The following is a 24,740-nucleotide window of genomic DNA, read 5'->3' on the forward strand; positions in this document are numbered from 1 at the left end:
GGCCGGCCTTACTTGCCGATGCAGAACCGCGTGAAGATCGTTCCGAGCAGGTCGTCGCTGGTGAATTCGCCGGTGATGCTGTTCAGGTGCTCCTGCGCCAGCCGAAGTTCCTCGGCGAACAGGTCCAGCGCCTTGTCCTGCTGATCGGCGCGTTCGGCGGCGAGGTCCAGATGCGATTGGGCGCTGCGCAGCGCGTTCAGGTGGCGCTCGCGCGCGAGGAAGGCGCCCTCGTTGCCGGCCTGCCAGCCGATCACGCGCAGCAGTTCCCGGCGCAGCAGGTCGATGCCGGCGCCGGTGCGCGCCGAGATCCAGATCTCGGTCGGGTTCGGGCCGTTGGCCACCACCACGTGCGGACGGTTGCCGCCGAACGTGATGGCGCCGACCGCGGGCGCCAGGTCGATCTTGTTGACCACGCGCAGGATCGGCGCCCCCGGCGGCAAATGGCCGGACAGGCGATCGTCGATCGCATCGTCGATCTCGGACAGGCCATGCTGCAGATAGTCGGTGGCGTCGATCAGATGCAGCACCACGTCGGCGCGGCCGATCGCTTCCCAGGTGCGTTCGATGCCGATGCGCTCGACCTCGTCGACCGCGTCCTCGCGCAGGCCCGCGGTGTCGATGATATGCAGCGGGATGCCTTCGATCTGGATCGTCTCGCGCACGCGGTCGCGTGTGGTGCCGGCGATCGGCGTGACGATGGCCAGCTCGGCGCCGGCCAGCGCGTTCAGCAGCGACGACTTGCCGACGTTCGGCTGGCCCGCCAGCACCACCGACAGGCCTTCGCGCAACAGCGAACCCTGCCGCGCCTGCGCCAGCACGCCGCCCAGCGCGGTACGGATCGTATCGAGCTGGCCGCGCGCATCGGAGGCCTCGAGGAAGTCGATCTCCTCCTCCGGGAAGTCCAGCGTGGCCTCGACCAGCATGCGCAGATGAATCACCTGCTCGACCAGCGCGCGGATCGCCTGCGAGAACGCGCCTTCCATCGAGCGCGCCGCCGAGCGCGCGGCGGCCTCGGTGCTGGCCTCGATCAGGTCGGCCACGGCCTCGGCCTGCGCCAGATCGAGCTTGTCGTTGAGGAAGGCGCGGCGCGTGAATTCGCCGGGTTCGGCCAAGCGCAGCCCGACTTCGCGGCCCGCCTGCAGGCAGCGCGTCAGCAGCATCTGCATCACGACCGGGCCGCCGTGGCCCTGCAGCTCGAGCACGTCCTCGCCGGTATACGAATGCGGGCCGGGGAAGAACAGCGCGATGCCGTGGTCGATCACCTCGCCCTTGCCGTCGAGGAAGGGCAGATAGGTGGCGCGGCGCGGCGTCAGCGGCTGGCCGCAGACCGCGCGCGCGATCGTGCCGGCTTCGGGTCCGGACACGCGGACCACGCCGATGCCGCCCCGTCCGGGCGCGGTGGCGATGGCGGCGATCGTGTCGATGCTGGGCTGGACGGTCATGGGCGGTATTGTCGCAGATCAACGCGGCGCCGGCGTCACCAGTTGGGCAGTCTTCGATGAGGACAGGGGCGGCGACATCGCGGTCGTGGCAGTCGTTGCCGCGGCGATTGGCGTCCCCGCCGTCCCCGCAGATTGGAACGGATGCTCCTCGCCGGGGCCGGACAGCAGCGCGGACAGCAGGCTACGGGCGCTGGCGGCATCGGTCTGCGCGCCGAGCCTGGCCTGGCGCGCGACCAGCTTGCGATGGACGCGGCCGGTGTAGCGCGCCGGCAGCAACGGGCCGACGGCCTCGATCGCGTAGCGCAGCCGCTTGCCGGCGACGCGCAGCGCATGCAGAAAGTCGCCGGCAGGCGCAAGCGTGATGTCAGCCTCGGTGCCGAGCTCGCGCCAGCGCGCCTTCAGCGCCCGGACGCTGCGCCGCGCCTTGCGCACGCGTCGGCGCGCCAGCCGGCCCAGCGGCGCGTTCGCCTTGCCCGGGATGCCGTCGACGGCGCGATGGCGCAGTGCGGCCAGGTCGTCGTCGAGCACCGGCAAGGTCTGGCTGCGCTGGGCGTGCAGAACCGCCATCAGCGTCGCGCGCGCGGCCTCCCGCCTGGACTGTGCGCTGTCGAGCAGCGCCAGCAGCACCGGATCGCCCGGCTGGCGCGACAGCGCGGGCTGCAGCGTGTCGGCGATAAAGACATCCCAATCGCGCACCGGGCCGGTGGCGCGCATCAGGTCGCGCAGCACGATGCGCCAGCGCGCCGCCACCGTTCCCGGCAGCGCGGGCGCGAAGACCCAGCGCACCGCGCGCAGGTGGCGGACCGCCACGCGCAGGGCATGCAGGTCGTCGGGGCGGTCGCGCCGGTCCAGCGCGCGCAGCGCGCTGGCGATCCGCTGCAGGTCGGCGGCGGCCAGCGCGGCAAAGGCGTCGAGCGCGCGCATCCGGCGTTTCAGTGTCAGAGTGCCCATGTCGGCAATTTGGAGCCGGTGACTCGCGCCGGCCCGCTGTCAATTCGCCTGGCTACAGTGTAGGAAACGGCCTCGCTTGAAGCGGCGCATGGTCGTCTTTGGGTCCAGGAGCCGCCCAAAGAAAAAGCCCGACGCTTTCGCGTCGGGCCTTGTCGTGGCGCGGTGCCGGTCGGGCTCAGCCCTTGGCCGGCGCCGCAGTCTTGCCCTTGCCCAGCATCCGGTTGATCTGCCATTGCTGCGCGATCGACAGGATGTTGTTGACCACCCAGTACAGCACCAGGCCGGCCGGGAAGAAGAAGAACATCACCGAGAACACCAGCGGCATGATCATCATGACCTTGGCCTGGATCGGGTCCGGCGGCGTCGGGTTCAGCTTGGTCTGCACGAACATCGATACGGCCATCACGATCGGCAGGATGTAGAACGGGTCGGGTACCGACAGGTCCTTGATCCAGCCCAGCCACGGCGCGCCGCGCATCTCGACCGACGACAGCAGCACCCAGTACAGCGCGATGAACACCGGAATCTGGATCAGGATCGGCAGGCAGCCGCCGAGCGGATTGACCTTCTCGGTGCGGTACAGCGCCATCATCTCCTGGTTCATCTTCTGCGGGTCGTTCTTGTAACGCTCGCGGATCGACGTCATGCGCGGCTGCAGGTCCTTCATCTTGCCCATCGACTTGTAGCTCGCCGCGGACAGCGGGAAGAACACCAGCTTGATCAGCACGGTCAGCGCGATGATCGACCAGCCCCAGTTGCCCAGGATGCCGTGCAGCTTCTCCAGCAGCCAGAACAGCGGCTTGGCCAGGATCGTCAGCCAGCCATAGTCCTTGACCAGCTCCAGGCCCGGGGCGATCTGCTCGAGCATGTGCTCTTCCTGCGGACCGGCGAACAGGCGCGCGTCGGTCGATACCGTCGCACCCGGCGCGATCTCGCCCAGCGGCTGCTGCACGCCGACGCGATACAGGTTCGGGTCGATCTGCTCGACGTAGAAGCTGTGCTGCTTGCCGGTCTGCGGCAGCCAGGCCGAGGCGAAGTAGTGCTGCACCATCGCAACCCAGCCGTTGTCCGACGGGCCGGGCATCGTGACCTTGCCCTTGGCGATGTCTTCGAAGCTGATCTTGTGGTACTTGTCCGCGTCCGTGTAGACGGCCGGGCCGGTGAACGTGCTGTAGAACTGCGACTGCTCGACATGGCTGCCGTCGCGCGCCAGTTCCATGTACAGCGTCGGCGACACCGGCTGCGCACGGTTGTTGGTCACGTCGAAGCGCGTCGCGACGACATAGCTGCCCTTCTGGAAGCGGTACGTCTTGGCGAAGCGCACGCCGTCCTTCTCGGCGGTCAGCACGACGTCGAGCGAACCGGCATTGCCCAGGTCGCGCGCACCCGGCGCGGCGGTGAACACCGTCGTGTGGTTCGGCAGGTCGCCGTTGATCAGGCCCGAGCGCGCCATATAGGTATGCGCGGCGCTGCGCTGGAACAGCACGACCGGATTGCCGGCCTCGTCCTTGTGGCGCAGCAGTTCGAGACGAGACAGGATGCCGCCTGCGGTATCGATCTCCGCACGGACCACGTCGGTCGTGATGACGATCTTCTCGCCGGCCGGTGCCGGCGCCTGCGGCGCGGCCGCCGGGGCGCCGGTCGGCGACGCGCCGCCAACCGCCTTCGGCACGTCGCTGCGGGCCTGCGGCGCGCTCGCCGGCGTGCCGGTGGCCGCGGGTTGCGAGGCGCTCGGGAAGAACATCGAGGCGTGGCCGTTGGCGCGCTGCCAATTGTCGTAGAGCAGCACGAGGGACATCGAGAAGATGACCCAGAGGATGGTGCGTTTGATATCCATGTCTCGCTGTATCTGGGAATTCAGGGTCTGGGCAGCCGGACGCTGACCGGCGGGCGGGCGGCGTCGCGCGAAGGCGGCACCGGATCATACCCGCCTTGCGCGAAGGGATGACAACGGCACAGCCGGCGGGCGGCCAGCCAGCTGCCGCGCGCGGCGCCATGACCGAGGATGGCTTCGCGGGCGTAGTCGGAACAGGTCGGCAGGAAGCGGCACTGCGAGCCCAGGTACGGACTCAGCGCGATCTTGTAGAAGCGCAGCAGGGCAAGCAGGATAGGCTTCATGTCGGTGCCCTCGATCAGGCGCCGGAAGGCGAGGTGAGCGCAGCGGGCGGAGCGGACGGCAGGGGCCGGGCGGCGACTTCCATCAGCTCGGCCAGTTCGGCCTGGCAGGCCAGCCGGACTGCACGGCGGCTGGGAAATTCGGTGCGCGGGAACTTGGCCTGCAATCGCAGCAACACGTCGCGGCCGACCAATTGGTCCTGCCGCTGGCGGAACAGTTCCCGCACCATGCGCTTCACCAGATTACGCTCGGCGGCGCGCGGCGCAAACTTCTTGCCGACCACGATGCCCAGCCGCCCCTGCGGCTGGCCGTTGGCGCGGACATAAAGCACGAAATGGGCGCTGCGGCGCCGCGGGCGCAAAGCAAAAACGGATGAAAACTCATCCGTCTTTGTGAGCCTCGCGGCTTTGGGGAAGGCATGGGTCGGCACGCTGGTCAGACTGGGCTGGCACGCGTTGCCGGGCCGTCCTGGGGGCAAGGCACAGGGGACAACGGCGAAGGGCGTCGGCCGGGACTCGACCGCGCCGGGCACCGCCATCATGCGCCGGCATTTGCCGGCTGCATCGAGGCGGGCCGCCGTCCCGTCACCCGGCCCTTAGACTGCCAGGCGCTTGCGGCCCTTGGCGCGGCGCGCGTTGATCACGGCGCGGCCGCCACGGGTCTTCATGCGCACGCGGAAGCCATGGGTACGCTTGCGGCGGGTAACGGAAGGTTGGTAGGTACGTTTCATGTTGCACTCTCTGGTTGATCTGGGCACGCCCGGCCGCGAAAGGGCCGTGGCTGCGGCGTATGGTTCGCATGGGGCCGCCGCGGATGCGGTACTGCCGACGCTTGTGATTGTCCTGAAGCTGACCTGACGCCGGCCTAGGGTGTCGCGATACAGGTTTCGCGACGCAGGCTGGGCGGGATGACCGCGCGGCTGGCGCGGGCGACCCGTGCTCAGGTCCGCCGCCGCTTATGAAGCGGGTCAGACCCGGCGATGCGCATACGAGATCCCCTGCCGCATCGCAGAACCCGCCATTTAACGGATTTTCCGCGCGCCTGTCAAGGCGGCTGTGGGAGGATGCCGCGGTGCGGGTGCACGCACAGGCAATCGCGGCCGATTTCTTGTCCACAGTGGTGCGAAGCACATTTTCGAGTGGCCTAAACAACGCTTTTTGCGCGTGATGCGAAGGGAAATCCCCTTTCAAATCAAGCGATTGCCCTCTATAAGTGCCCGATGCGGCGCTGCAAGGTTGCAGGTTGTGCACAGTCATCCACCGAATTTTCACAAGTTGTCCACAGACTTATCCTTTGTGGATAACTTGGGCCGGGGGGTACAATCCCGGTCCAAACACAACACGGCCTGCGTGGCGCACGCACAACCCGAGGTGTGCTGGACATGACGGTTAGGCGGCTTGGCGGGCGGGGGACCCGGCAAGCCAGCTGCGGTAGCGGTCATGCCGGCACTCGGGAGACAGCGGCGCCCTTTTTTATTGGGACTCGGAAGACTGCTGACGTGACGACACGCGGCCGTGGCACTACCCAACAACAACCGATGCAAGATTTCTGGCAGGCGGCAGCCGCGCAACTCGAGCGCGAACTGACGCCTCAACAGTTCAAAACCTGGATCAAGCCGCTGGCGCCGGTGGCGTTCGACGAGAACGCCCTGTCGCTGCGCATCGCCGCGCCCAACCGCTTCAAGCTCGACTGGGTCAAGAGCCAGTTCTCGGGGCGCATCACCGCGCTCGCCTGCGAGTACTGGGAAGCGCAGGTGAGTGTCCACTTCGTCCTCGACCCTACCGCGTCGGGGCGTGCGGCAGCGAACGGCTATCCGGCCGCCGGCAATCCGGGCGGCGCGTACGGTGCCGCCCAGGATCCGGCCGCCCCGGGCGCTGTGGGTCCGGCCGCCCATCTGGCGCCGGCCTATGGCGCCGGCCAGCCAATGGGCCAGCCGCCAGCGCACGGCGGGCAGGCGCCCGGTCCGGGCGCACTGATGTATGGCGCGCCGGAGCAACCCGGTGCCGGCGTTGCCGCGCCGGCGGGGTATGGCGCCATCCACGGCGGCATTGGCGCCGGCACGGGCAACCCGCAAGCGGCCCCCTACCCCGGCGGCGGCCACGCGATCGGCGCCGACGTGGTCGATGTCGACGTGCCGCAACTGGACCCGGCCGAGGCCGCGGCCCGCTCGTATCGCGTCGCGCAGCAGCCGATGCCGGGCCAGCAGCCGGCGGACACGGTCCATGAGCGCTCGCGGCTCAACCCGATCCTGACCTTCGACAATTTCGTCACCGGCAAGGCGAACCAGCTCGCGCGCGCGGCGGCGATCCAGGTCGCCAACAATCCGGGGAAGTCATACAACCCGCTGTACCTGTATGGCGGCGTCGGCCTCGGCAAGACCCACCTGATCCACGCGATCGGCAACTTCATGCTGATGGAGAACCCGCGCGCGCGGATCCGCTATATCCACGCCGAGCAGTACGTGTCCGATGTGGTCAAGGCGTATCAGCGCAAGGCGTTCGACGAGTTCAAGCGCTACTACCACTCGCTCGATCTGTTGCTGATCGACGACATTCAGTTCTTCTCGGGCAAGAACCGCACGCAGGAAGAATTCTTCTATGCGTTCGAGGCGCTGATCGCCAATCGCGCCCAGGTCATCATCACCAGCGATACCTATCCGAAGGAAATCACCGGCATCGACGACCGGCTGATCTCGCGCTTCGACTCCGGCCTGACCGTTGCCATCGAGCCGCCCGAGCTGGAGATGCGCGTCGCGATCCTGATGAAGAAAGCCGCCGCGGAGAACGTTTCGGTGCCCGAGGAAGTGGCCTTCTTCGTCGCCAAGCACCTGCGCTCGAACGTCCGCGAGCTGGAAGGCGCGCTGCGCAAGATCCTGGCGTTCTCTAACTTCCACGGCAAGGACATCACGATCGAGGTCACGCGCGAAGCGCTGAAGGACCTGCTGACCGTACAGAACCGGCAGATTTCGGTAGAAAACATTCAGAAAACCTGCGCCGACTTCTACAACATCAAGGTCGCCGATATGTATTCCAAAAAGCGGCCTGCCAATATCGCGCGGCCGCGGCAGATCGCGATGTATCTGGCCAAGGAATTGACGCAGAAGAGCCTGCCCGAGATCGGCGAGTTGTTCGGCGGACGCGACCACACCACCGTGCTGCACGCCGTACGCAAGATCGCCGACGAGCGCAGCAAGGACGCCCAGCTCAATCACGAACTGCACGTTCTGGAACAGACCCTGAAGGGTTGAAAACCCGGCGCCGGGGATTTTGCGGGACGGGCCCGGCGGGCTGGCATACTGTGGTCTGCGCGCCGCGCGTTGCCGGGGGGCCAACGAAAGGCCGGCGGGGACCCGCAAACCCGCGCGGGACAAGGGTTTCCGGGCCGCCGTCACATATTGGGGGATCGTGGCTTTTCATGCACAATATGCAGACGAGCCACACATCGTCCGGCTTTGCCGAGCCGCCCGTTTCGAGGTAAAATGCGACATTAACTCCTTGATTCCTAAGTGATTTTGGAGTTGTCCAGAACACCCGGCGGACGCTGACTATAAACGACGAAGGACATATTCAATGCAATTGGTCAAAACCTCGCGAGACAATCTGCTGCGTCCGCTGCAAATCGTGAGCGGCATCGTGGAGCGCCGCCACACCCTCCCGATCCTGGCCAACCTGCTGATCCGCAAGTCCGGCGCCAACGTCTCCTTCCTGTCCACCGATATCGAAATCCAGATCACCACGCACGCCGAATGCGGCGTCGGCAGCGACGACGTGGCCACCACCGTGGCCGCGCGCAAGCTGCTCGACATCCTGCGGGCGATGCCGGACGGCGATGTCGCGCTGTCGCTGTCGGACAAGCGGATGACGGTGCAATCGGGCAAGAGCCGTTTCGCGCTGCAGACGCTGGCCGCCGAGGAATTCCCGACGGTCGCCGAGGCCACCGAATTCAACGCCAGCGTCACGCTGCCGCAGAAGACCTTCAAGCATCTGCTGGCGATGGTGCATTTCGCGATGGCCCAGCAGGACATCCGCTACTACCTGAACGGCATGCTGCTGGTGGTCGACGGCAAGAAGCTGATGGCGGTCGCCACCGACGGCCACCGCCTCGCCTACTGCGCGGTCGAGCTCGAACAGGAAGCCGCGGGCGCCGGCGCCCGCCAGGAAGTCATCATCCCGCGCAAGACCATCCTGGAACTGCAACGCCTGCTCGAGGACAACGACGATCCGGTGCAGGTGCAACTGGCCGCGAACCAGATCAAGTTCACCTTCGCCAATGTCGAGCTGATCTCAAAGCTGGTCGAAGGCAAGTTCCCCGATTTCCAGCGCGTGATTCCGAAGGGCTACAAGAACGCCTTCGCGATCGATCGCATCAAGCTGCAGCAGGCGCTGCAACGCACCGCGATCCTGACCACCGACAAGTTCAAGGGCGTGCGCTGCATTCTCGATACGCACACCCTGAAAATCAGCTCGACCAACGCCGACCAGGAAGAGGCGCAGGAAGAGCTCGAACTCGACTATTCGGGCGATGCGCTCGATATCGGCTTCAACGTGACCTATCTGCTCGACGTGCTGGGCAACCTCAAGAGCGAGCAGGTCCAGGTCAGCCTCGGCGACTCGAATTCGAGCGCGCTGATCACCGTGCCGGAAGACGACAACTTCAAGTACGTCGTCATGCCGATGCGCATCTGATGTTCCGGTAAAGGATCGCAAGATACGCAGAATCCGGAGCATCGAACGGCAGGCTACGGCGCTCGCAACGGGCAAACAACCGGCGCGACCGACCCGCAGTAGCAGGGGCAGGATCATGGCGATCCGCCCCTTTGCCGTTTTTATGTAACCGCCATGCGGAGGGCCGATGGCCGCGTCGTGACCCGGCGCGCCGCGCTCCCCGCATTTGCCGTGAGTAGGAAAACATGACCCAACAGCAGAACCCGCAACAGGAAAACAGCTACGGCGCCTCCTCGATCCAGATCCTGGAAGGCCTGGAGGCGGTACGCAAGCGGCCGGGCATGTATATCGGCGACACCTCGGATGGCACCGGCCTGCATCACCTCGTGTTCGAGGTGCTGGACAACTCCATCGACGAGGCGCTGGCCGGCTACTGCACGGAAATCCAGGTCACGATCCACACCGACAACTCGATCTCGATCATCGACAACGGCCGTGGCATTCCGCACGGCATCAAGTTCGACGACAAGCACGAGCCCCGGCGCAGCGCCGCGGAAATCGCGATGACCGAGCTGCACGCCGGCGGCAAGTTCAACCAGAACAGCTACAAGGTCTCGGGCGGCCTGCACGGCGTCGGCGTGTCCTGCGTCAACGCGCTGTCCAAATGGCTGCGCCTGACGGTGCGCCGCGACGGCCAGGCGCATTTCATCGAGTTCGCCCAGGGCGCGGTGCAGAACCGCATCCTGGAGACGGTCAACGGCCCGGACGGACAGCCGGTCGAAGTCTCGCCGATGAAGGTGCTCGGTCCGACCGACAAGCGCGGTACCGAAGTCCACTTCCTCGCCGACGAGGAAATCTTCACGAACGTCGAATTCCATTACGAGATCCTGTCCAAGCGCATCCGCGAACTGTCGTTCCTCAATAACGGCGTGCATATTCGCCTGACCGACCAGCGCACCGGCAAGGAAGAGGATTTCGCCTTCTCCGGCGGCGTCAAGGGTTTCGTCGAATACATCAATCGCGCCAAGTCGGTGCTGCATCCGAATATCTTCTACGCCAATGCGGAGAAGGAAGGCATTACCGTCGAAGTGGCGATGCAGTGGAATGACGGCTTCAACGAGCAGGTGCTCTGCTTCACCAACAATATTCCGCAGCGCGATGGCGGTACCCACCTGACCGGCCTGCGCGCGGCGATGACGCGCGTCATCAACAAGTACATCGAAGAAAACGAGATCGCCAAGAAGGCCAAGGTCGAGACCACCGGCGACGACATGCGCGAGGGCCTGTCCTGCGTGCTGTCGGTCAAGGTGCCCGAGCCCAAGTTCAGCTCGCAGACCAAGGACAAGCTGGTGTCGTCGGAAGTGCGGCTGCCGGTCGAGGAACTGGTATCGAAGGCGCTGGGCGACTTCCTGCTGGAAACGCCGAACGACGCCAAGATCATCTGCGGCAAGATCGTCGACGCCGCCCGCGCGCGTGAAGCCGCGCGCAAGGCCCGTGAAATGACGCGCCGCAAGGGCGCGTTCGACGGCATGGGCCTGCCCGGCAAGCTCGCCGACTGCCAGGAACGCGATCCGGCGCTGTCCGAACTGTTCCTGGTCGAGGGCGACTCCGCAGGCGGCTCCGCCAAGCAGGGCCGCGACCGCAAGTTCCAGGCGATCCTGCCGCTCAAGGGCAAGATCCTGAACGTCGAGCGCGCGCGCTTCGACAAGATGCTGTCGAGCCAGGAAGTGCTGACGCTGATCACCGCGCTGGGCACCGGCATCGGCAAGGACGACTACAACCTCGAGAAGCTGCGTTACCACCGCATCATCATCATGACCGATGCGGACGTCGACGGCTCGCACATCCGCACGCTGCTGCTGACGTTCTTCTACCGGCAGATGCCCGACATCATCGAGCGCGGCTATGTCTATATCGCGCAGCCGCCGCTGTACAAGGTCAAGCACGGCAAGGACGAGCGCTATATCAAGGACGACAACGAGCTGAACGCGTACATGCTGCGCCTGGCGATGGAGAAGGCCAGCCTGCTGCGCCCCGATGGCAGCGAGATCGCCGGCGACGCGCTGACCGAACTGGCGCGCCAGTACCAGCTCGCCGAGGCGGTGATCGGCCGCCTGTCGCGCGTGGTCGACAGCGACGCGCTGCGCGCGATCGCCGACGGCGTCGAACTGAACCTCGACTCGGCCGAAGCCGCCGAAGCCTCGGCCCGCGCGCTGAAGGCCAAGCTGTCGGAAATGCATGCCAAGCGCCTGAATGGCGCCGCGGTCAATGACGATGGCACCGCCGACGTCTACGCGCAGTTCGACGAGAAGAACGAGAAGCACCGCCTGATGGTGGCCCGCCGCCATCACGGCAACGTGCGGCTGTCGCACATCGATTCCGACTTCGTCCACGGCGCCGACTACGCCGCGCTGGCACTCGCCGCCAAGACCTTCCAGGGCCTGATCCCGGTCGGCACCAAGGTCCGCCGTGGCGAGGGCGAAAAGCTGCGCGAGCAGACCGTCAACGACTTCCACGGCGCGATGCAGTGGCTGCTGTCGGAAGCCGAACGCGGCGTGTCCCGTCAGCGCTACAAGGGTCTGGGCGAGATGAACCCCGAGCAGCTGTTCGAAACGACGCTGGATGTCACGCAGCGCCGCCTGCTGAAGGTGCAGATCGAGGACGCGATCGCCGCCGACCAGATCTTCACGACGCTGATGGGCGACGAGGTCGAGCCGCGCCGCAACTTCATCGAGTCGAATGCACTGGTGGCGCGCAATATCGATGTTTGATCGCGCGGCGCCGTAGCACGGCAGCCCGCTCCAACGAGGCGAGACGCCCGACCGCTCTGCGGCCGGGCGTTTTTTATGCTCGTTCGATCAATTCAAGACACCACCCGATACGTCGACTGCACCAGCCCCGAAGGAAAGCTGCGGCTCGATACCAGCGCAAGATCGATGTCGTGCGGCAGTTCGCCAAACAACGGCCTTCCCGCGCCGATCAGCACCGGCACCGTGGTGATCACCATGTCCGCGATCAGGCCCTCGCGCAGGAACGACTGCACCAGCTGACCGCCGTCGACATAGACGCGGCGCACGTTCTCGCGCGCCAGTGCCGCCATCGCTTCCTTCGGCGTTTGATCGGCGAAGCGGACCTTGCCCTTCAGCGCCTCGGGCACCGGCGTACCGGCCAGCTGTTTCGACAGCACCAGCACCGGCCGGTCGTAGGGCCACGGGTCGAAGGTCTGCACCTTTTCATAGCTGCCGCGTCCCATCACGATCCAATCCTTGTCCGCGATGAAATCCGTATAGCCATGGTCCTCCCTCGGATCGTCGCGCTGCAGAAGCCAGTCGATGTCCCCATCGCGGCGCGCGATAAAGCCATCGAGGCTGGTGGCGATGAAGACGTGTGCGGTGATCATTGAATTGCCTCCATGTGTCGGGACTGTATTGTCCGCGAAGTCCGTTCGCCAAGGTGCCGCGCCCGCGCTTCCCGTACCAGCGCCTGCGGCGGCCTGCCGAGCGAGCGCAGGAAGGCGCGCCGCATCCGCTCCTCATCGCCGAATCCCGTTTGCGATGCGACTCTCCCGATCGACGTTTCGCCTGCCTCGATCAGCGCATGGGCCGCCTCGAGCCGCAGCTTCTCGATCGCCTTGGCGGGCGACATGCCCGTCTGCGCCTGGAATGCCCGGCTGAAATGCCGCTTGCTCCAGTGCACGTGCTCGGCCAGCTGTTCGACAGATAGCGGCTCGTGCAGATGCTCGCGCGCGAAGTCGAGGGCAAGCCGGACGCGGTCCGACTTCGGTTCGAGCGCGGACAGCGTGGAGAACTGCGACTGCCCGCCCGTGCGGCGGTAGTGGACCACCATCATCCGCGAGATCGATTTGGCCAGCGCATCGCCGAGGTCGGCCATCACCAGGGCCAACGCCAGATCGATGCAGGCCGTCATGCCCGCCGAGGTCCAGACCGGTCCGTCGTTGACGAAGATCTTGTCCTCATCCACTTGTACCGCGGGAAAGCGCTGCTGCAGCTCGCGCGCGAGGGCCCAGTGCGTCGTCGCCCGGCGTCCGTCGAGCAGGCCCGCTTCGGCCACGATGAAGGCGCCGGTGCAGATGCTGGCGATGCGCCTGGCGCGCGGCGCCGCTCGCCGCAACTGCGCGATCAGTGCGGGCTCGGTGGGCGCCTGCGTCGTGGTACCGGCAACCAGCAAGGTGTCGTAGCGCCGCCTGCCAATCGCTTGCGTCTCGATCTTGACGCGCGACGATCCGGCCACCATGCCGCCGTCTGCGGATACCACCGCAATCTCGTAGCGCGGTTGCGGCGACAGCTCGTTCGCCAGCTCGAAGACCGTCAGCGCCGCCATGTCGAGGATCTGGAAGCCGGGATAGACGACCAGGGCAATGCGTGCGCTCATGATGTCCTCTTTGGAGGGTTCTGCCGATTCGATGCCGGCCATTGTAGCGGCCGGCCCGCCTTTCGTCGGCCCTCCGCCCATCTTCCAGATGTCCCTTATCGTGGGTTTTTGGTCATTTGAGCCACCACGGGCTTCGCCCAGAATGGCTCCTGACGGCATCGCACTCGACACGCCGACGGCACCGCAAGCTCACGGGAATCCAGCGCGAGCCTGCTGCTCATCCATGACGAAACAGGACCTCGTATGCAACTCACCGACAACACGATCTTCATCACCGGCGGTACCTCGGGCATCGGCCGCGGCCTTGCCGAGGCGTTTCACAGGCTCGGCAACCAGGTCATCATCGGCGGCCGCCGCAAGCCTCTTCTCGACGAGGTGACCCAGGCAAACCCGGGCATGGCCGCGATCGAGCTCGATATCGCCGACGCGGGCAGTGTCGCGAAGGCGGCAGCCGAACTGACCGCGCGCTTTCCGAGACTAAATGTGCTGATCAACAATGCCGGCATCATGCCCTTCGATCAGGCCGACGCGGCGATCGACGAAGCGACGATGCAGGCCACCGTGACCACCAACCTGCTCGGCCCGATCCGCATGACCTCGGCGCTGATCGAACACCTGAAGCGCCAGCCGCGCTCGGTGGTGATCCACAACACGTCGGTGCTGGCCTATGTGCCGCTCGCCAACACCGCGGTCTACTCGGCCACCAAGGCGGCGCTGCATTCGTACGCGCTGTCGCAGCGTTTCATGTTGCGCCACACCTCGGTACGCGTGCAGGAAATCGCCCCGCCCTGGGTCAACACCGACCTGATCCACAAGAGCGACGACCCGCGCGCGATGCCGCTGGACGCCTTCATCGAACAAACCATGGCAGCGCTGGCCACCGATGCCGAGGAAGTGCTGGTCGAAGCGGCACGCCCGTTGCGCGACAACCCCGGCGCGGGCGAGCATGCCTTCGTCAATGGCTTCAACGAGAGCATCGCGGCCACGCCGATTCCCGTGGGTTGAGGTCGCGTGCCAGTTCGACGGCCGGGCTCCCCGGCCGTTCGACTATGGCGAAAACCGCTCCACCGCGTCGACGTTGGACGAATTCGCCCCGCCAATGGCCAACACGGTCCCATCGGAAAGCACCGTCGCCACCGGGGCGCGGCGCGCCACCGACATCGACGCCGCCACGGTCCAGACGTTGGTGTCCGGGTTATAGATCTCCGCGCTCGCCAGCGTCCCCGTGTTCGATCCACCGGCCACCAGGACGCGGCCATCAGGCAGGAGTGCCATCGCAGGCAGTGTCCGCGCCGCATTCATGACGCTCGATGTCCAGGTCGAGGCAACAGGGTCGTAAAGCCAGCCCGTGTTACCCATGCCGGTCACGAGCACCTTGCCGTTGCCCAGTAACTCGGATTGCGCGACGTTACTGCCCCCGCCCGGGTACGGCACCGGCGTGATCGTCCCACTATCGTCTACCGGAAAGAGCTCGGCGGTCACGTTGAAACCCATCGTGCCAATGCCACCGACCAGCAGGATTGCGGCGCCCCCGGGGAGCAGCGTCGCGGCATGCTGACCGCGGGGAGAGCCTAGGGCCGTCGTCATCGGCGTCCAGGCGTTGGTAGCCGGATCGTACCGCTCGGCCGTCGAACTGCGGCCGCTAGCGAGGTTGCCGCCGATGACCAGAACCTTGCCGTCAGGCAGCAGCGTTGCCGTGTGCCTGGAGCGGGCCTCCGACATGCTGCCGGTTGCCTGCCAGGTACCGGTGGCAGGATCGTAGACCTCCGCGGTAGCGCTGCCGCCTCCGGCAACCAAGACCTTGCCGTCATTGAGACGAGTCGCCGTGGCTTCGACCCGGGAAGTCGCCATGCTTGCCGTGGCCGCCCAGGCGTTCGTGGCCGGATCGTAGAGAAAAGCAGACGCGCTCGGTGCCGATGCCAGATAACCGCCTGCCACCAGAACCTTGCCGCTGTTCAACGTGGTTCCCGTCATGTAATGCATCGGGCCGGGCAGCGAGGCGACCTGCGCCCAGCTGCCGCGTCCGGTCACCGCAATGCGGACCTGGGCCGACGTACTGCCTGCCTTGTTCGTAGCGGTAACCGTGTAGACCTTCTGCAGTTGAATCGCCGTGGGCGTTCCCGCGATCACGCCGGTCTGGATGTTCAGGCTCAGGCCTGCGGGCAGCGCGGGGCTCACCGAAAAGCTGGCCGCGGCGCCGCCGGTCACGACCGGTGTGTTCGGAACGATCGCTTCGCCCGCGACGTACAGCACGGAAGGCTGGACGTAGGCCAGCCCAGTGGGCGCCACCACCGCGGCTTCCACCGCGATGCGCAGCGTGGTTGTTGTCTGCCCCGCCGCATTGCGGCCCGTCACGGTATAGGTGGCTTCGGCCGCGGCAACAGTTGGCGTGCCGCTGATCACGCCCGTCTGCGTATCGAATGCGAGGCCGGCCGGCAGCGCCGGCGTAATGGTGTACGCATCGATCGGTCCGCCACCGTTGCCGGGGCCGTTCGCGACAATCGGCTCGCCCACGGTATAGACGACCGCGGACTCGCGGTAAGCCAATTGGCTTGGGGCCACTGCCGCGTTGCGCACTTCAATCTGCACGCGGGTGGTCGCGCTGCCGGCGCCGTTTTCCGCCGTGACGACATGGACCGTCGACGGGACTACCGTCGTGGGCGTCCCCGAAATGACGCCGGTGACCGCATCGAGCAACAGGCCCGCGGGCAATGCCGGTGCGATGCTGTAGCGCTCCACCGCACCCCCGCTCGCGCTGGGACGATTTGGCACGATAGGCTTGCCGAGTTCGTAGACCACCGACGACATGCCGTAACTGAGGCCTGCCGGCGCCTGCAGCGTCGGGGTTGGCGAGGGCGCCTGCTTGTCGCCGTCATCGTCGCCGCCGCACGCGGATAGCAGTGACAGCAAGCACAGGCACATCAGCAGCAACAACCATTGGCCCGGCCGCTGCAGTTGGCGCCGCGGGCGAATTGCGGCATGGCGAAAGAGTGTTGTCATTTTTCCCGGTTCCAGTTCCGTTGATTTACGGCGCGCTCCCGAATGGCAACGGTATTACCTTGCATGCCGATACGCAGCCGTCGCGGCAATCGCATTCGATACGGGTCGAAAATGCAAAAACAACCCGGCAAATTGGCGATGGTTCGGGAATCGGCGAAATATACACCAGGTAATGCACGGGGTGATTAACGCCAAATGCCGCTGAATTTCCCATGGTTTGGCGAAGGATCTTTTTCCAGCGGCGCCAAATGGATTGTGGTGGAAGAGATGGAAAATCCAGTCCGCCGGCGCTATCAGGCGGCTGGCGCGTCGAGCAGGAATTCGCCAATCGCCAAGGACGTCGCTCCGCGCTTCGGCCGCCAATCGGTGAAATGGCCGCCCAGCGGCGCCCACCACGGCGCGGCATCGGCCAGCACCGGGCCGTAGTCCACCGCATCCGATTCCACCACGCCGCGCCGCGGATTCGACAGTACCCATCGCATCCCGGCCACCAGGCTGGATGCGACCTGCAGGCTGGTCGCCGAGTTGTACGGCGCCAGCGAGCGCGCCCGCTCGATGCTCAAGTGCGACCCGTACCAGATGCCACCGTGCCGGCCGCTGAGCAGCAGCACGCCGAGCTCGTCCTCCCCGCCGACGATCTCGTCGCGCAGGATGCGTTCGCCGCGTACGCGCGGCGCGGCGCGCTCGTCGAGCCATTGCATCGAGGCCAGCGTGGCGTCTGTCGGGCGATAGGCGTAGTAGACGGTGGGACGATACGGCGGCAGGCCGGCAGGTTCGTCGGCATCGTCGGTGAGATAGGCGGCGATCGAGATCGCTTCGTTGTGCGTGATCAGGTAGGCGTCGAACGGTCCGTGCGACGGCGACCATGAGCGCACCCGTGTCCGATGTCCGGGCCGATGGATCGCGATCGCGGCACCGCAACCATCGCTATGGCGGTAGCCGCCGGGAGGCAGCGCCGGTTCGTGCGTGCCCCAGCCGAGTTCGGCATCCTGCAGGCATTCGGTGATGAAGCCCTCGGCGGACCAGGTGTTGGCGAACTCGCCTTCGCGCGGGAAGCCGGGCGCTTGCTGGCTGTCGTATTCGCTGATCTGGATCACGCGTAGATCGAGGCGGCGTGCCAGCGCCGCCCAGTCCCCGCGATGCTGCGGCCCGGCCTGCTGGAGGCCGGCATGGCGGGCCAGCTCGATCAACGCGGCCTTGGCCAGCACCGAGACCATGCCCGGATTGGCGCCATGCGCGACCAGCGCCGTGGGCATCGTCTCGCGGCCGCGAGCGAACGCCAGCATTTGTTCGCGAAGCGCGTAGTTGCTCAGTTGCGCGGCGTTCGCATCGCCGGCATAGTCCCAGGGCTCGATGCCGGCATCGATATAGAAGGCACCGTGGGACTGGGCCAGGGCGATCAGATCGCGGCTGCAGACGGACGGCGCCACGCCAAGCAGAAAGGTCCCGTCACGCAACAGCGGAGCAAGGACCGACGCGAACGTGTCCGCGGTGATGCCAGCCTCCACCGCCTGCAGGCCGTGCGCCGCCACGAGATGACGACGGCAATCGTCGAACGAGCGATCCACTACGGTGATGGCGGCCCGTGGCCAGGTTCGCTGCAGCAGCGGCAGCACGGCCTGGCCGATACAGCCAAAGCCGACGATGACGATGTGGTCGATCACGTTGACCCCTTCTGTCCGGCAACGGCGATGCGGCCCGGTTCGCGTGTTGAACGGCGCGCCACAGCGGAGTGCCGCAGGCCATGGTATCCCCACGTGCCGCCCGCTGCCAACGGGTCTTCGCCGGCGCTGCATCGAGCGCCATTCCGACGGGTTATGCCCATATTCCCGGCACATCATTGTTGTCCTGCCGCAGCCCACGCAAGATAAGCCGCCGAGCGGTATCGCGCCGCTCGCACCATGCACACACGGCGGCGCTGCCACCTCACCGCGCCGCATCAGAAGAACGGAGACAGCATGCCAACTCGATCGCCAACGCTCGCGACCGCCATTCGACGCCATTGGCCTTGCTTTGCCGTCGCGCTGATCGTGGCGTCGCCAGCCGTATCCCAGGTGCGGGACGATCGCCCGACTTCCCCGGTTGCCGAGCATGAAGTCATGCAGGGCTTCCCGCCTTCTGCGGAGCGGCAGCTCAGCCGCGGCAGCGGTCTGCGCCCGCCGTATATGCGCTGGGCGTTTCGGCATGCGCGAGAAATGTCGGCGACCGCCGGCATTCGCCATGCCGATCGACCGCTGGCGCTGGATGGCCAGCCGGGCGCCGAGCTGGACGGCGCCACGTTCACGGTGGGAGACAAGACCATCTCGCTTGCCGACTACCTGCGCGACACGCATACCGACGGCTTTATCGTTCTGCACCAGGGCAGGATCGTCTACGAGCGCTACCTTGCCGGCTTCGGTCCGTACCAGCCGCACATCTGGGCGTCGATGACGAAATCGGTGACGGGGCTGCTGGCGGCCATGCTGATCGAACAGGGCAAGCTCGATCCGCAGGCCCGGCTCGCGCAGTACGTACCGGAGCTCGCCGGCAATCCGTTCGGCGAGGCGACGGTGCAGCAGAACCTCGACATGGAGGTGCCGGTTGGCTACCCCGAAGGGCTGCCGCCGGACCTGGGGCTGTTCGGCGCGGTCGGCATCGTGCCGCGCAAGCCCGATGCGCCCGATACCATCTACGACTTCCTCAAGGTCGTGCATGCGACTGGCCGTCCCGACAGCAGTGCGGATGGCGGCGTCTGGTACTACCAGAACGGTTCGCCGGAAGCGGTGGCATGGGCGCTGCGCCGGATTACCGGCAAGAGCTGGTCGCAGCTGGTCAGCGAGATGATCTGGTCGCGCTTTGCCGACGACGATGCCTATGTACAGGTCGACCGCCTGACTACGGAAATGGCCAGCGGCGGCATGAACTCGACGCTGCGCGACGCCGCCCGCTTTGCCGAGGCGGTACGCCGCGCGGCGGCGGGCGATGGATCGGCTGGCATTTCACCGGCGGCAGTCCGGATTGCGCTGAAGCCGGCCACCAATCAGGCGCGCTTCGCACGCGGCAACATTACGCCCGGCCGCGACGGGTATGGCTATCGCCACTACTGGTTTCAGCGCAACGACGGCGACGGCAGCGTCGAGGCCAGCGGTCGTTTTGGGCAGAAGATCTATATCAATCCGGCCAAAGGGCTGACGGTGGTGAAGTTTTCTGCCAGCCCGGATGGCGCTGCGCGCGCGACCAGCGCCGCGGGCCTGCGCAAGCGCGACGATCCGGCACGCGTGCTCGAGTCATCCGAAGCCATGGTCGCGGCGGCACTGGCGATCCATCGCGCGGTCGGTCGGTAGATCGGTGGCGGCCACCCTCGCAACGCCGGCGGCTTAGCGAACCGGCGCCGGTTCCGCGGCGCCCCTCAGTATTTTTGCGACGGCCGCGAACTCCTCGTTGCCGTATCCCGCCTCTTCCGCGTCCCGCAGCAGCCGGGCGATCAGTGAGGGCAGTTCGCTCCGCAGCCCCTTCTGCCGCATCGCCTGCTCGATGCGGCCGGTGGCATCGATCGAGATCGACAGCGGGCTTTGCGACACGGCGTAATCGCCGCTGTCGATGACATTGCCCTCATGACGCAGGAATGCGCCGAACGAGGGCGACATCGCTTCGACAATGCCGCCGTACACGCCGACATCCAGCCCTTCGGCCTGCGCCAGCGCGGCGCCCTGAAAGAAGCCCATCGACGCGCCATAGACGTACGACAGCGTCGCCAGGTCCATGGTGGCCGCGGCGGCCACGTCCTCGCCGAGATAGACCACATTGCCGCCCAGCACGGCGAGCAGTTCGCGCGCCAGCGCATGGTCCTCGCCGCTGCCCGACACCAGCACGGTGGTGTCCGGCTGTCCCATTTGCTCGGGGGCGACCTGAAGCGCGCCGTCGAGATAGCCGGCGCCGATCCGGGCGGCCAACGCGGCCATGTCGCGTGCGTCCTGCGGGCTGCCGGTGGTCAATTGCAGCAGCAGCTTGCCTTTGAGTGCAGACTTCACCGCGACGTCCGACAGGATGTCACGGGTCGCGCGATAGTCGTGCACGCAGATGACGACAGCCTCGGCGTCGGCCATCGCCGCCGCGGCGGTGGCGGCGACGATGGCGCCACGGCTCGCCAGTGGTTCGGCTTTCGATCGCGTGCGGTTCCACACGCGCACCTGCATGCCTGCCTCGATGAACAGCCGGGCCAACGTCGTTCCCATTTGTCCCAGACCGATTACCGCTACCGTTTTCATGTTTGCTCCCGCAGATGACAAGGTGCAGCCAGTATGGGAACGTACGGTTTATATGGTCAAGTACGCACCAAAATGACAGGTACTATCCTTCTGGTAAGTAACAGCGATTCGCCGCGGCAAGGAACATCGAATCCATGAAACGCAGCCAACCCTATAACTGCGGCATCGGGCCCGCCTTCGAAGTGATCGGCGGCAAGTGGAAGGCGCTGATCCTGTATGAGCTGCATGCCAAACCGTTGCGGACCGGCGAACTTCGCCGGCTGCTCGATGGCATCACCGAGAAGATGCTGATCCAGCAATTACGCGAGATGGAGGCAGATGGCATCGTGCGCCGCGAGGTGTTTCACGAGGTGCCGCCGCGTGTGGAATACTCGCTGACGCCGGCCGGTCGGGAATTGAATCGCGCCCTGGGGCCGGTGGCCGAGTGGGGGCAGAAATACGCGGCGGCCAGAGAAAAAAACAGCGGGAAATCAACGTGACCATCAGGACGCCATCCCGATCGGAATTCGGGGCCATGACCGATGTGTGGGAAGCTTCAGTGCGGGCGACCCATCATTTCCTCACCGGCGCCGATATCGATGAATTGCGGCCGCTCGTTCTCAACGAATATCTTGCATTGGTCGATTCAAGGGTATACAGCGGCGACAACGGCGAAATACAAGGCTTTGTCGGCGTTGCACACGGAAAGATCGAGATGCTGTTCGTCGCGCCCCAGTGGCAAGGGCACGGCATCGGCAAGGCGCTGCTGCAATACGCCGTGACGAGAATGGGAGCCACGCTGGTGGACGTCAACGAGCAGAATCCAGCCGCGACCGGTTTCTATCGGCGAATGGGTTTCAGCGTCTTCGACCGGTCGCCGCTCGATGGACAGGGCCGGCCGTTCCCGCTACTCCATATGCGGCTGGCAACGCCAGCGCAACGGTAGCGACCCGCTCGCCGAAGCGGAAACGCTCTGACCGAAAGAGGATGCGATGGCCGGACAACGCGAATGGACCCGGGCCGAGATGGTTCAGCAATTGCGCACGCTTGGTATCGCGCCGGGCGCGGCGCTGCTGGTCCATTGTTCGTTTCGTCATGTCCGGCCGGTCGAAGGCGGACCGCCAGGCCTGATCGAAGCACTGCGCGCCGCGATCGGCTCCACTGGCACGCTGGTGATGCCTTCCTGGACCGAGGACGACGATGTCCCGTTCGATCCGGCGACGACACCGGCCTCGCGAGACCTCGGCATCGTCGCCGACACCTTCTGGCGCCAGCCGGGTGTCATCCGCAGCGAGCATCCGTTCGCCTTCGCAGCGGCGGGACCACAGGCGCGCCGAATCACCGCGGATGCCTTGCCGTTGCCGCCCCACATCGCAGCCAGTCCGGCCGGCCGTGTGCACGAGCTCGATGGACAGGTGCTGCTGCTCGGCGTGGGCCACGACGCCAACACCACGATTCATCTGGCCGAACTGATGGGCGGCGTGCCTTACGGCGTGCCGCATCACTGCACGGTGCTGCGGGACGGCCAGCCGGTCCGGATCGACTATCTCGAGAACGATCACTGCTGCGAGCGCTTCGATCTGGCGGATGGATGGCTCAAGGAAAAAGGCCTTCAGCGTGAAGGCCCCGTCGGCAATGCCAGCGCCCGCCTGATGCGGGCGCGGGACGTCGTCGATATCGTGCTACAGCAATTGGCTCGCGATCCGCTGATCTTCCTGCATCCGCCCGAGACCGGCTGCGAGGAATGCGACGCCGCACGGCGATCGATCAGGACAGCATAGCCTCCTGTGCGTTCAGCCTCCAATGCCGAGCAGTTCCACCTCGAAGTTCAGCGTCGCATTCGGCGGAATCGTCCCCGGCACGCCGCGCGATCCATACGCGGTGCTGCCCGGGCAAACCAGCTTGGCCTTGCCGCCGACCTGCATCTTCTGCACGCCCTCGGTCCAGCACGGGATCACGCGATTGAGCGGGAACGAGATCGGCTGTCCGCGCTTGTACGAGCTGTCGAACTCGGTGCCGTCGGTCAGCGTGCCGCGGTAGTGCACCTTGACGGTATCGGTAGCCTTGGGCGATGCGCCGTTGCCCTTGGTCAGGTGCTGGATCGAGACGCCCGACGGCAGGGTCTGGGCCGGTTCGGCGGCATGGGCGGAAAGCGCCAGCGCGCCGATGGAAACCAGCGAAGCAAGGGAAGCGAGCAGCGGGAGTCGGGTCATTGCGGTCATCCGTCGAGTCAAGGAAAGGCACAAGGATAAACCGATTGAAGACCGGGACGGTCCGCAGCGCCCGTGCCGCGCCTCACCGCAAGCAACGCCAGCGACCACCGACAGACCGCCCGCCTTCACCCGCTCCCCCTGAAACCGCTGATCAAAGCGCCCGCAGCCGCTCGCGCAACTGGTACTTCATCACCTTGCCCGTCGGCGTGCGCGGCATCGCTTCGACGACGCGCACCTGTCGCGGCACCTTGTACTTCGCCAGCCGCTCGGCACAGAAGGCCTGGATGTCCTCGACGTCGACGCTGGCATCGGCCCTGGCCACCACCACGGCCGCCACGCTCTCGCCCCACTCGGGATGCGGCATGCCGACCACCGCCACTTCCGAGATCGCCGGATGGCCGGCCAGCACGTCTTCCACCTCCTTGGAATAGACGTTCTCGCCGCCGGTGACGATCATGTCCTTGACGCGGTCGACGATGAACAGATAGCCGTCCTCGTCGATCCGCACCAGATCGCCGGTGCGATACCAGCCCTCGTGAAACGCCGCGGCAGTCGCGGCGGGATCGCGGTAGTAGCCCAGCATCATCGACTGGCAACGCATCCAGATTTCGCCAACCTCGCCGGGACCGGCTTCGTGCCGATCGTCGCGCATGACCTTGACGGTGCAGCCGCTGACCGCATGGCGACCGATCGAACCGGCCTTGACCACCTGCTCCTCGGGCAGCAGTGCGGTTCCGGTGGGACCGGTCTCGGTCATGCCGAACACCTGATAGAAGCGCTCGGAGCGGTAGCGTTCGGCCAGCATGCGCGCGGTGCCCGAATCGATCGGGCCGCCACCGTACAGCCACGCGCGCACGCTCGACAGATCGTAACTGGCAAAATCCGGCGCCATCTTCATCGCCATCAGGTAGGCGATCGGCGCGCCGAAGAACAGCGTGCAGCGTTCCTGCTGCACGGTCTCGAGAAACCTCACGGGGTGATATTCCGGCAGCAGCACCGCGGTGGCGCCGACAAACAGGCTGCCGACCAGCAGATTGTTCAGTGGAAAGCTGTGCCAGATCGGCATTGCCAGCAGCACGCGATCGGACGGCCCAAGGCCGTAGACCAGGCTCGAGCCGGTGCCGGCGAGAATCACGTTCGCATGCGAGTGCATGCAGCCCTTGGGCTTGCCGGTCGTGCCGGACGTGTACAGCAGCTCGGCCAGATCGTCGTCGTCGACATCGACCGGCCGATAGTCATGCTGCTCTCCCTCCGGGGCGATCGGCGGGAGTCCCGCCTGCTCGTTGCCGACGGCGGACAACGCAAACGCCGGCGGCGCGCCATCGAGCTGGCGATGCAGGTCCGCGTCGACCAGCCACAGCCGGCTTTCGCTGTGCGCGAGGATATAGGCGGTCTCGGGCGCGGCGAGCTTGTGATTGACCGGTACGGCGACGCCACCGATATCGAGGATCGCATAGTAGGCGATCACCCATGCGGCCGAATTGCGTCCCTGCAGCGCGACCTTGTCGCCCTTGCCGATGCCTTGCGCCTGCAGCCACGCGGCGGTGTATTTGACGCGACGTCGCAGCTCGTCGTAGCGGATACGCTGCGCGCCATCGACGATGGCGATATCCGAGCTGCGCTGCCGGGCGACGCTGTCGAGCGCCTCATTGATCGTCCACATGGTGTCTCCTCCTTGGCCGGTTTTTTGGTTGGCCGTTTGCCTGTCGTCGTCTACTGCATGCCTTGCCAGTTCC

General features: G+C 66.1%; 21 protein-coding genes. 8 read left to right on the forward strand and 13 right to left on the reverse strand.

Going from position 1 to position 24,740, the window contains the following annotated elements:
• Window positions 1-8 precede the first annotated feature (8 nt).
• From mnmE to rpmH, 6 genes are all read right to left on the reverse strand, one after another.
• Complete coding sequence (gene mnmE, locus M1D55_RS24500) at window positions 9-1,442, reverse strand: tRNA uridine-5-carboxymethylaminomethyl(34) synthesis GTPase MnmE (RefSeq protein WP_006579325.1); 1,434 nt, start codon at window positions 1,440-1,442, stop codon at window positions 9-11.
• Window positions 1,443-1,460: 18 nt separating this feature from the next.
• A complete protein-coding gene (locus M1D55_RS24505; protein WP_456282048.1) occupies window positions 1,461-2,393 on the reverse strand; it encodes a CHAD domain-containing protein in 933 nt (310 codons plus the stop codon).
• Between the two features lie 175 nt (window positions 2,394-2,568).
• Complete coding sequence (yidC, locus tag M1D55_RS24510; RefSeq protein WP_064574841.1) at window positions 2,569-4,230, reverse strand: membrane protein insertase YidC; 1,662 nt, start codon at window positions 4,228-4,230, stop codon at window positions 2,569-2,571.
• Window positions 4,231-4,250: 20 nt separating this feature from the next.
• Complete coding sequence (gene yidD / locus M1D55_RS24515; RefSeq protein ID WP_006578233.1) at window positions 4,251-4,511, reverse strand: membrane protein insertion efficiency factor YidD; 261 nt, start codon at window positions 4,509-4,511, stop codon at window positions 4,251-4,253.
• A gap of 14 nt (window positions 4,512-4,525) precedes the next feature.
• Complete coding sequence (rnpA, locus tag M1D55_RS24520) at window positions 4,526-4,939, reverse strand: ribonuclease P protein component (protein ID WP_156526473.1); 414 nt, start codon at window positions 4,937-4,939, stop codon at window positions 4,526-4,528.
• Window positions 4,940-5,104: 165 nt separating this feature from the next.
• Window positions 5,105-5,239: a 50S ribosomal protein L34 gene (rpmH, locus tag M1D55_RS24525; RefSeq protein ID WP_006578231.1), complete on the reverse strand. Its 135-nt coding sequence runs from the start codon at window positions 5,237-5,239 to the stop codon at window positions 5,105-5,107.
• Window positions 5,240-6,046: 807 nt separating this feature from the next.
• On the opposite strand from rpmH, the gene dnaA reads away from it, so the two are divergent.
• From dnaA to gyrB, 3 genes are all read left to right on the forward strand, one after another.
• Window positions 6,047-7,756, forward strand: a complete 1,710-nt coding sequence (gene dnaA / locus M1D55_RS24530) for a chromosomal replication initiator protein DnaA (protein ID WP_232206850.1) — start codon at window positions 6,047-6,049, stop codon at window positions 7,754-7,756.
• A gap of 322 nt (window positions 7,757-8,078) precedes the next feature.
• Window positions 8,079-9,194, forward strand: a complete 1,116-nt coding sequence (dnaN, locus tag M1D55_RS24535) for a DNA polymerase III subunit beta (RefSeq protein ID WP_023264426.1) — start codon at window positions 8,079-8,081, stop codon at window positions 9,192-9,194.
• Between the two features lie 224 nt (window positions 9,195-9,418).
• On the forward strand, window positions 9,419-11,944 hold the full coding sequence (gene gyrB / locus M1D55_RS24540) for a DNA topoisomerase (ATP-hydrolyzing) subunit B (RefSeq protein ID WP_006579264.1): 2,526 nt from the start codon (window positions 9,419-9,421) through the stop codon (window positions 11,942-11,944).
• A 92-nt stretch (window positions 11,945-12,036) separates the two neighbouring features.
• Here gyrB and M1D55_RS24545 read toward each other — a convergent pair whose 3' ends face one another.
• Window positions 12,037-12,573: a dihydrofolate reductase family protein gene (locus tag M1D55_RS24545; protein WP_456282049.1), complete on the reverse strand. Its 537-nt coding sequence runs from the start codon at window positions 12,571-12,573 to the stop codon at window positions 12,037-12,039.
• Window positions 12,570-13,565 (reverse strand): GlxA family transcriptional regulator, encoded by a 996-nt coding sequence (locus M1D55_RS24550; protein ID WP_023264427.1) that lies wholly within the window; start codon window positions 13,563-13,565, stop codon window positions 12,570-12,572. Before M1D55_RS24550 ends, M1D55_RS24545 begins: the two co-directional genes overlap by 4 nt.
• A 243-nt stretch (window positions 13,566-13,808) precedes the next feature.
• Here M1D55_RS24550 and M1D55_RS24555 point away from each other — a divergent pair, with 243 nt between their 5' ends.
• The gene (locus M1D55_RS24555) at window positions 13,809-14,570 is read left to right on the forward strand and encodes an SDR family oxidoreductase (RefSeq protein WP_006576861.1); all 762 of its coding nucleotides are present in this window, start codon (window positions 13,809-13,811) and stop codon (window positions 14,568-14,570) included.
• Between the two features lie 42 nt (window positions 14,571-14,612).
• Here the strand turns inward: M1D55_RS24555 and M1D55_RS24560 are convergent, their stop codons facing one another.
• Together M1D55_RS24560 and M1D55_RS24565 are read right to left on the reverse strand one after the other, a co-directional pair.
• Complete coding sequence (locus M1D55_RS24560; protein ID WP_232206853.1) at window positions 14,613-16,565, reverse strand: putative Ig domain-containing protein; 1,953 nt, start codon at window positions 16,563-16,565, stop codon at window positions 14,613-14,615.
• Between the two features lie 293 nt (window positions 16,566-16,858).
• Window positions 16,859-18,658 (reverse strand): saccharopine dehydrogenase NADP-binding domain-containing protein, encoded by a 1,800-nt coding sequence (locus tag M1D55_RS24565; RefSeq protein WP_456282050.1) that lies wholly within the window; start codon window positions 18,656-18,658, stop codon window positions 16,859-16,861.
• Between M1D55_RS24565 and M1D55_RS24570 the strand changes: the two genes are divergently transcribed.
• Window positions 18,620-19,888: a serine hydrolase domain-containing protein gene (locus tag M1D55_RS24570; protein WP_456282051.1), complete on the forward strand. Its 1,269-nt coding sequence runs from the start codon at window positions 18,620-18,622 to the stop codon at window positions 19,886-19,888. The genes M1D55_RS24565 and M1D55_RS24570 overlap by 39 nt on opposite strands.
• A gap of 33 nt (window positions 19,889-19,921) precedes the next feature.
• Here M1D55_RS24570 and M1D55_RS24575 read toward each other — a convergent pair whose 3' ends face one another.
• Window positions 19,922-20,812: an NAD(P)-dependent oxidoreductase gene (locus M1D55_RS24575; RefSeq protein WP_456282052.1), complete on the reverse strand. Its 891-nt coding sequence runs from the start codon at window positions 20,810-20,812 to the stop codon at window positions 19,922-19,924.
• Between the two features lie 134 nt (window positions 20,813-20,946).
• On the opposite strand from M1D55_RS24575, the gene M1D55_RS24580 reads away from it, so the two are divergent.
• Genes M1D55_RS24580 through aac(3)-IV form a run of 3 tightly spaced genes read left to right on the forward strand, consistent with a single transcriptional unit; the run spans window position 20,947 to window position 22,572 of the window.
• Window positions 20,947-21,291 carry a winged helix-turn-helix transcriptional regulator gene (locus M1D55_RS24580; protein WP_456282053.1) on the forward strand — a complete coding sequence of 115 codons (345 nt, stop codon included), beginning with the start codon at window positions 20,947-20,949 and terminating at the stop codon, window positions 21,289-21,291.
• A gap of 35 nt (window positions 21,292-21,326) precedes the next feature.
• The gene (locus M1D55_RS24585) at window positions 21,327-21,737 is read left to right on the forward strand and encodes a GNAT family N-acetyltransferase (RefSeq protein ID WP_064574832.1); all 411 of its coding nucleotides are present in this window, start codon (window positions 21,327-21,329) and stop codon (window positions 21,735-21,737) included.
• Window positions 21,738-21,783: 46 nt separating this feature from the next.
• The gene (aac(3)-IV, locus tag M1D55_RS24590; RefSeq protein WP_064574830.1) at window positions 21,784-22,572 is read left to right on the forward strand and encodes an AAC(3)-IV family aminoglycoside N-acetyltransferase; all 789 of its coding nucleotides are present in this window, start codon (window positions 21,784-21,786) and stop codon (window positions 22,570-22,572) included.
• 12 nt (window positions 22,573-22,584) lie between these two features.
• Here the strand turns inward: aac(3)-IV and M1D55_RS24595 are convergent, their stop codons facing one another.
• Both M1D55_RS24595 and M1D55_RS24600 read right to left on the reverse strand, forming a co-directional pair.
• On the reverse strand, window positions 22,585-23,004 hold the full coding sequence (locus M1D55_RS24595; protein WP_006576053.1) for an FKBP-type peptidyl-prolyl cis-trans isomerase: 420 nt from the start codon (window positions 23,002-23,004) through the stop codon (window positions 22,585-22,587).
• A gap of 151 nt (window positions 23,005-23,155) precedes the next feature.
• Window positions 23,156-24,667: a class I adenylate-forming enzyme family protein gene (locus M1D55_RS24600; protein ID WP_064574829.1), complete on the reverse strand. Its 1,512-nt coding sequence runs from the start codon at window positions 24,665-24,667 to the stop codon at window positions 23,156-23,158.
• Window positions 24,668-24,740 lie beyond the last annotated feature (73 nt).

This window comes from Cupriavidus sp. JZ107 (genome assembly GCF_053903255.1).

Coding starts and splice junctions, on each gene's coding strand:
- M1D55_RS24580 (WP_456282053.1), top strand. CDS start 20,947: ATGAAACGCAGCCAACCCTATAACTGCGGCATCGGGCCCGCCTTCGAA.
- yidC (WP_064574841.1), bottom strand. CDS start 4,230: ATGGATATCAAACGCACCATCCTCTGGGTCATCTTCTCGATGTCCCTC.
- M1D55_RS24585 (WP_064574832.1), top strand. CDS start 21,327: ATGACCGATGTGTGGGAAGCTTCAGTGCGGGCGACCCATCATTTCCTC.
- gyrB (WP_006579264.1), top strand. CDS start 9,419: ATGACCCAACAGCAGAACCCGCAACAGGAAAACAGCTACGGCGCCTCC.
- M1D55_RS24575 (WP_456282052.1), bottom strand. CDS start 20,812: ATGAAAACGGTAGCGGTAATCGGTCTGGGACAAATGGGAACGACGTTG.
- M1D55_RS24595 (WP_006576053.1), bottom strand. CDS start 23,004: ATGACCCGACTCCCGCTGCTCGCTTCCCTTGCTTCGCTGGTTTCCATC.
- M1D55_RS24565 (WP_456282050.1), bottom strand. CDS start 18,658: ATGCTCGGCAACCGGGGAAGTCGGGCGATCGTCCCGCACCTGGGATAC.
- M1D55_RS24600 (WP_064574829.1), bottom strand. CDS start 24,667: ATGTGGACGATCAATGAGGCGCTCGACAGCGTCGCCCGGCAGCGCAGC.
- rpmH (WP_006578231.1), bottom strand. CDS start 5,239: ATGAAACGTACCTACCAACCTTCCGTTACCCGCCGCAAGCGTACCCAT.
- M1D55_RS24560 (WP_232206853.1), bottom strand. CDS start 16,565: ATGACAACACTCTTTCGCCATGCCGCAATTCGCCCGCGGCGCCAACTG.
- M1D55_RS24550 (WP_023264427.1), bottom strand. CDS start 13,565: ATGAGCGCACGCATTGCCCTGGTCGTCTATCCCGGCTTCCAGATCCTC.
- dnaA (WP_232206850.1), top strand. CDS start 6,047: ATGCAAGATTTCTGGCAGGCGGCAGCCGCGCAACTCGAGCGCGAACTG.
- M1D55_RS24555 (WP_006576861.1), top strand. CDS start 13,809: ATGCAACTCACCGACAACACGATCTTCATCACCGGCGGTACCTCGGGC.
- M1D55_RS24505 (WP_456282048.1), bottom strand. CDS start 2,393: ATGGGCACTCTGACACTGAAACGCCGGATGCGCGCGCTCGACGCCTTT.
- mnmE (WP_006579325.1), bottom strand. CDS start 1,442: ATGACCGTCCAGCCCAGCATCGACACGATCGCCGCCATCGCCACCGCG.
- M1D55_RS24545 (WP_456282049.1), bottom strand. CDS start 12,573: ATGATCACCGCACACGTCTTCATCGCCACCAGCCTCGATGGCTTTATC.
- yidD (WP_006578233.1), bottom strand. CDS start 4,511: ATGAAGCCTATCCTGCTTGCCCTGCTGCGCTTCTACAAGATCGCGCTG.
- dnaN (WP_023264426.1), top strand. CDS start 8,079: ATGCAATTGGTCAAAACCTCGCGAGACAATCTGCTGCGTCCGCTGCAA.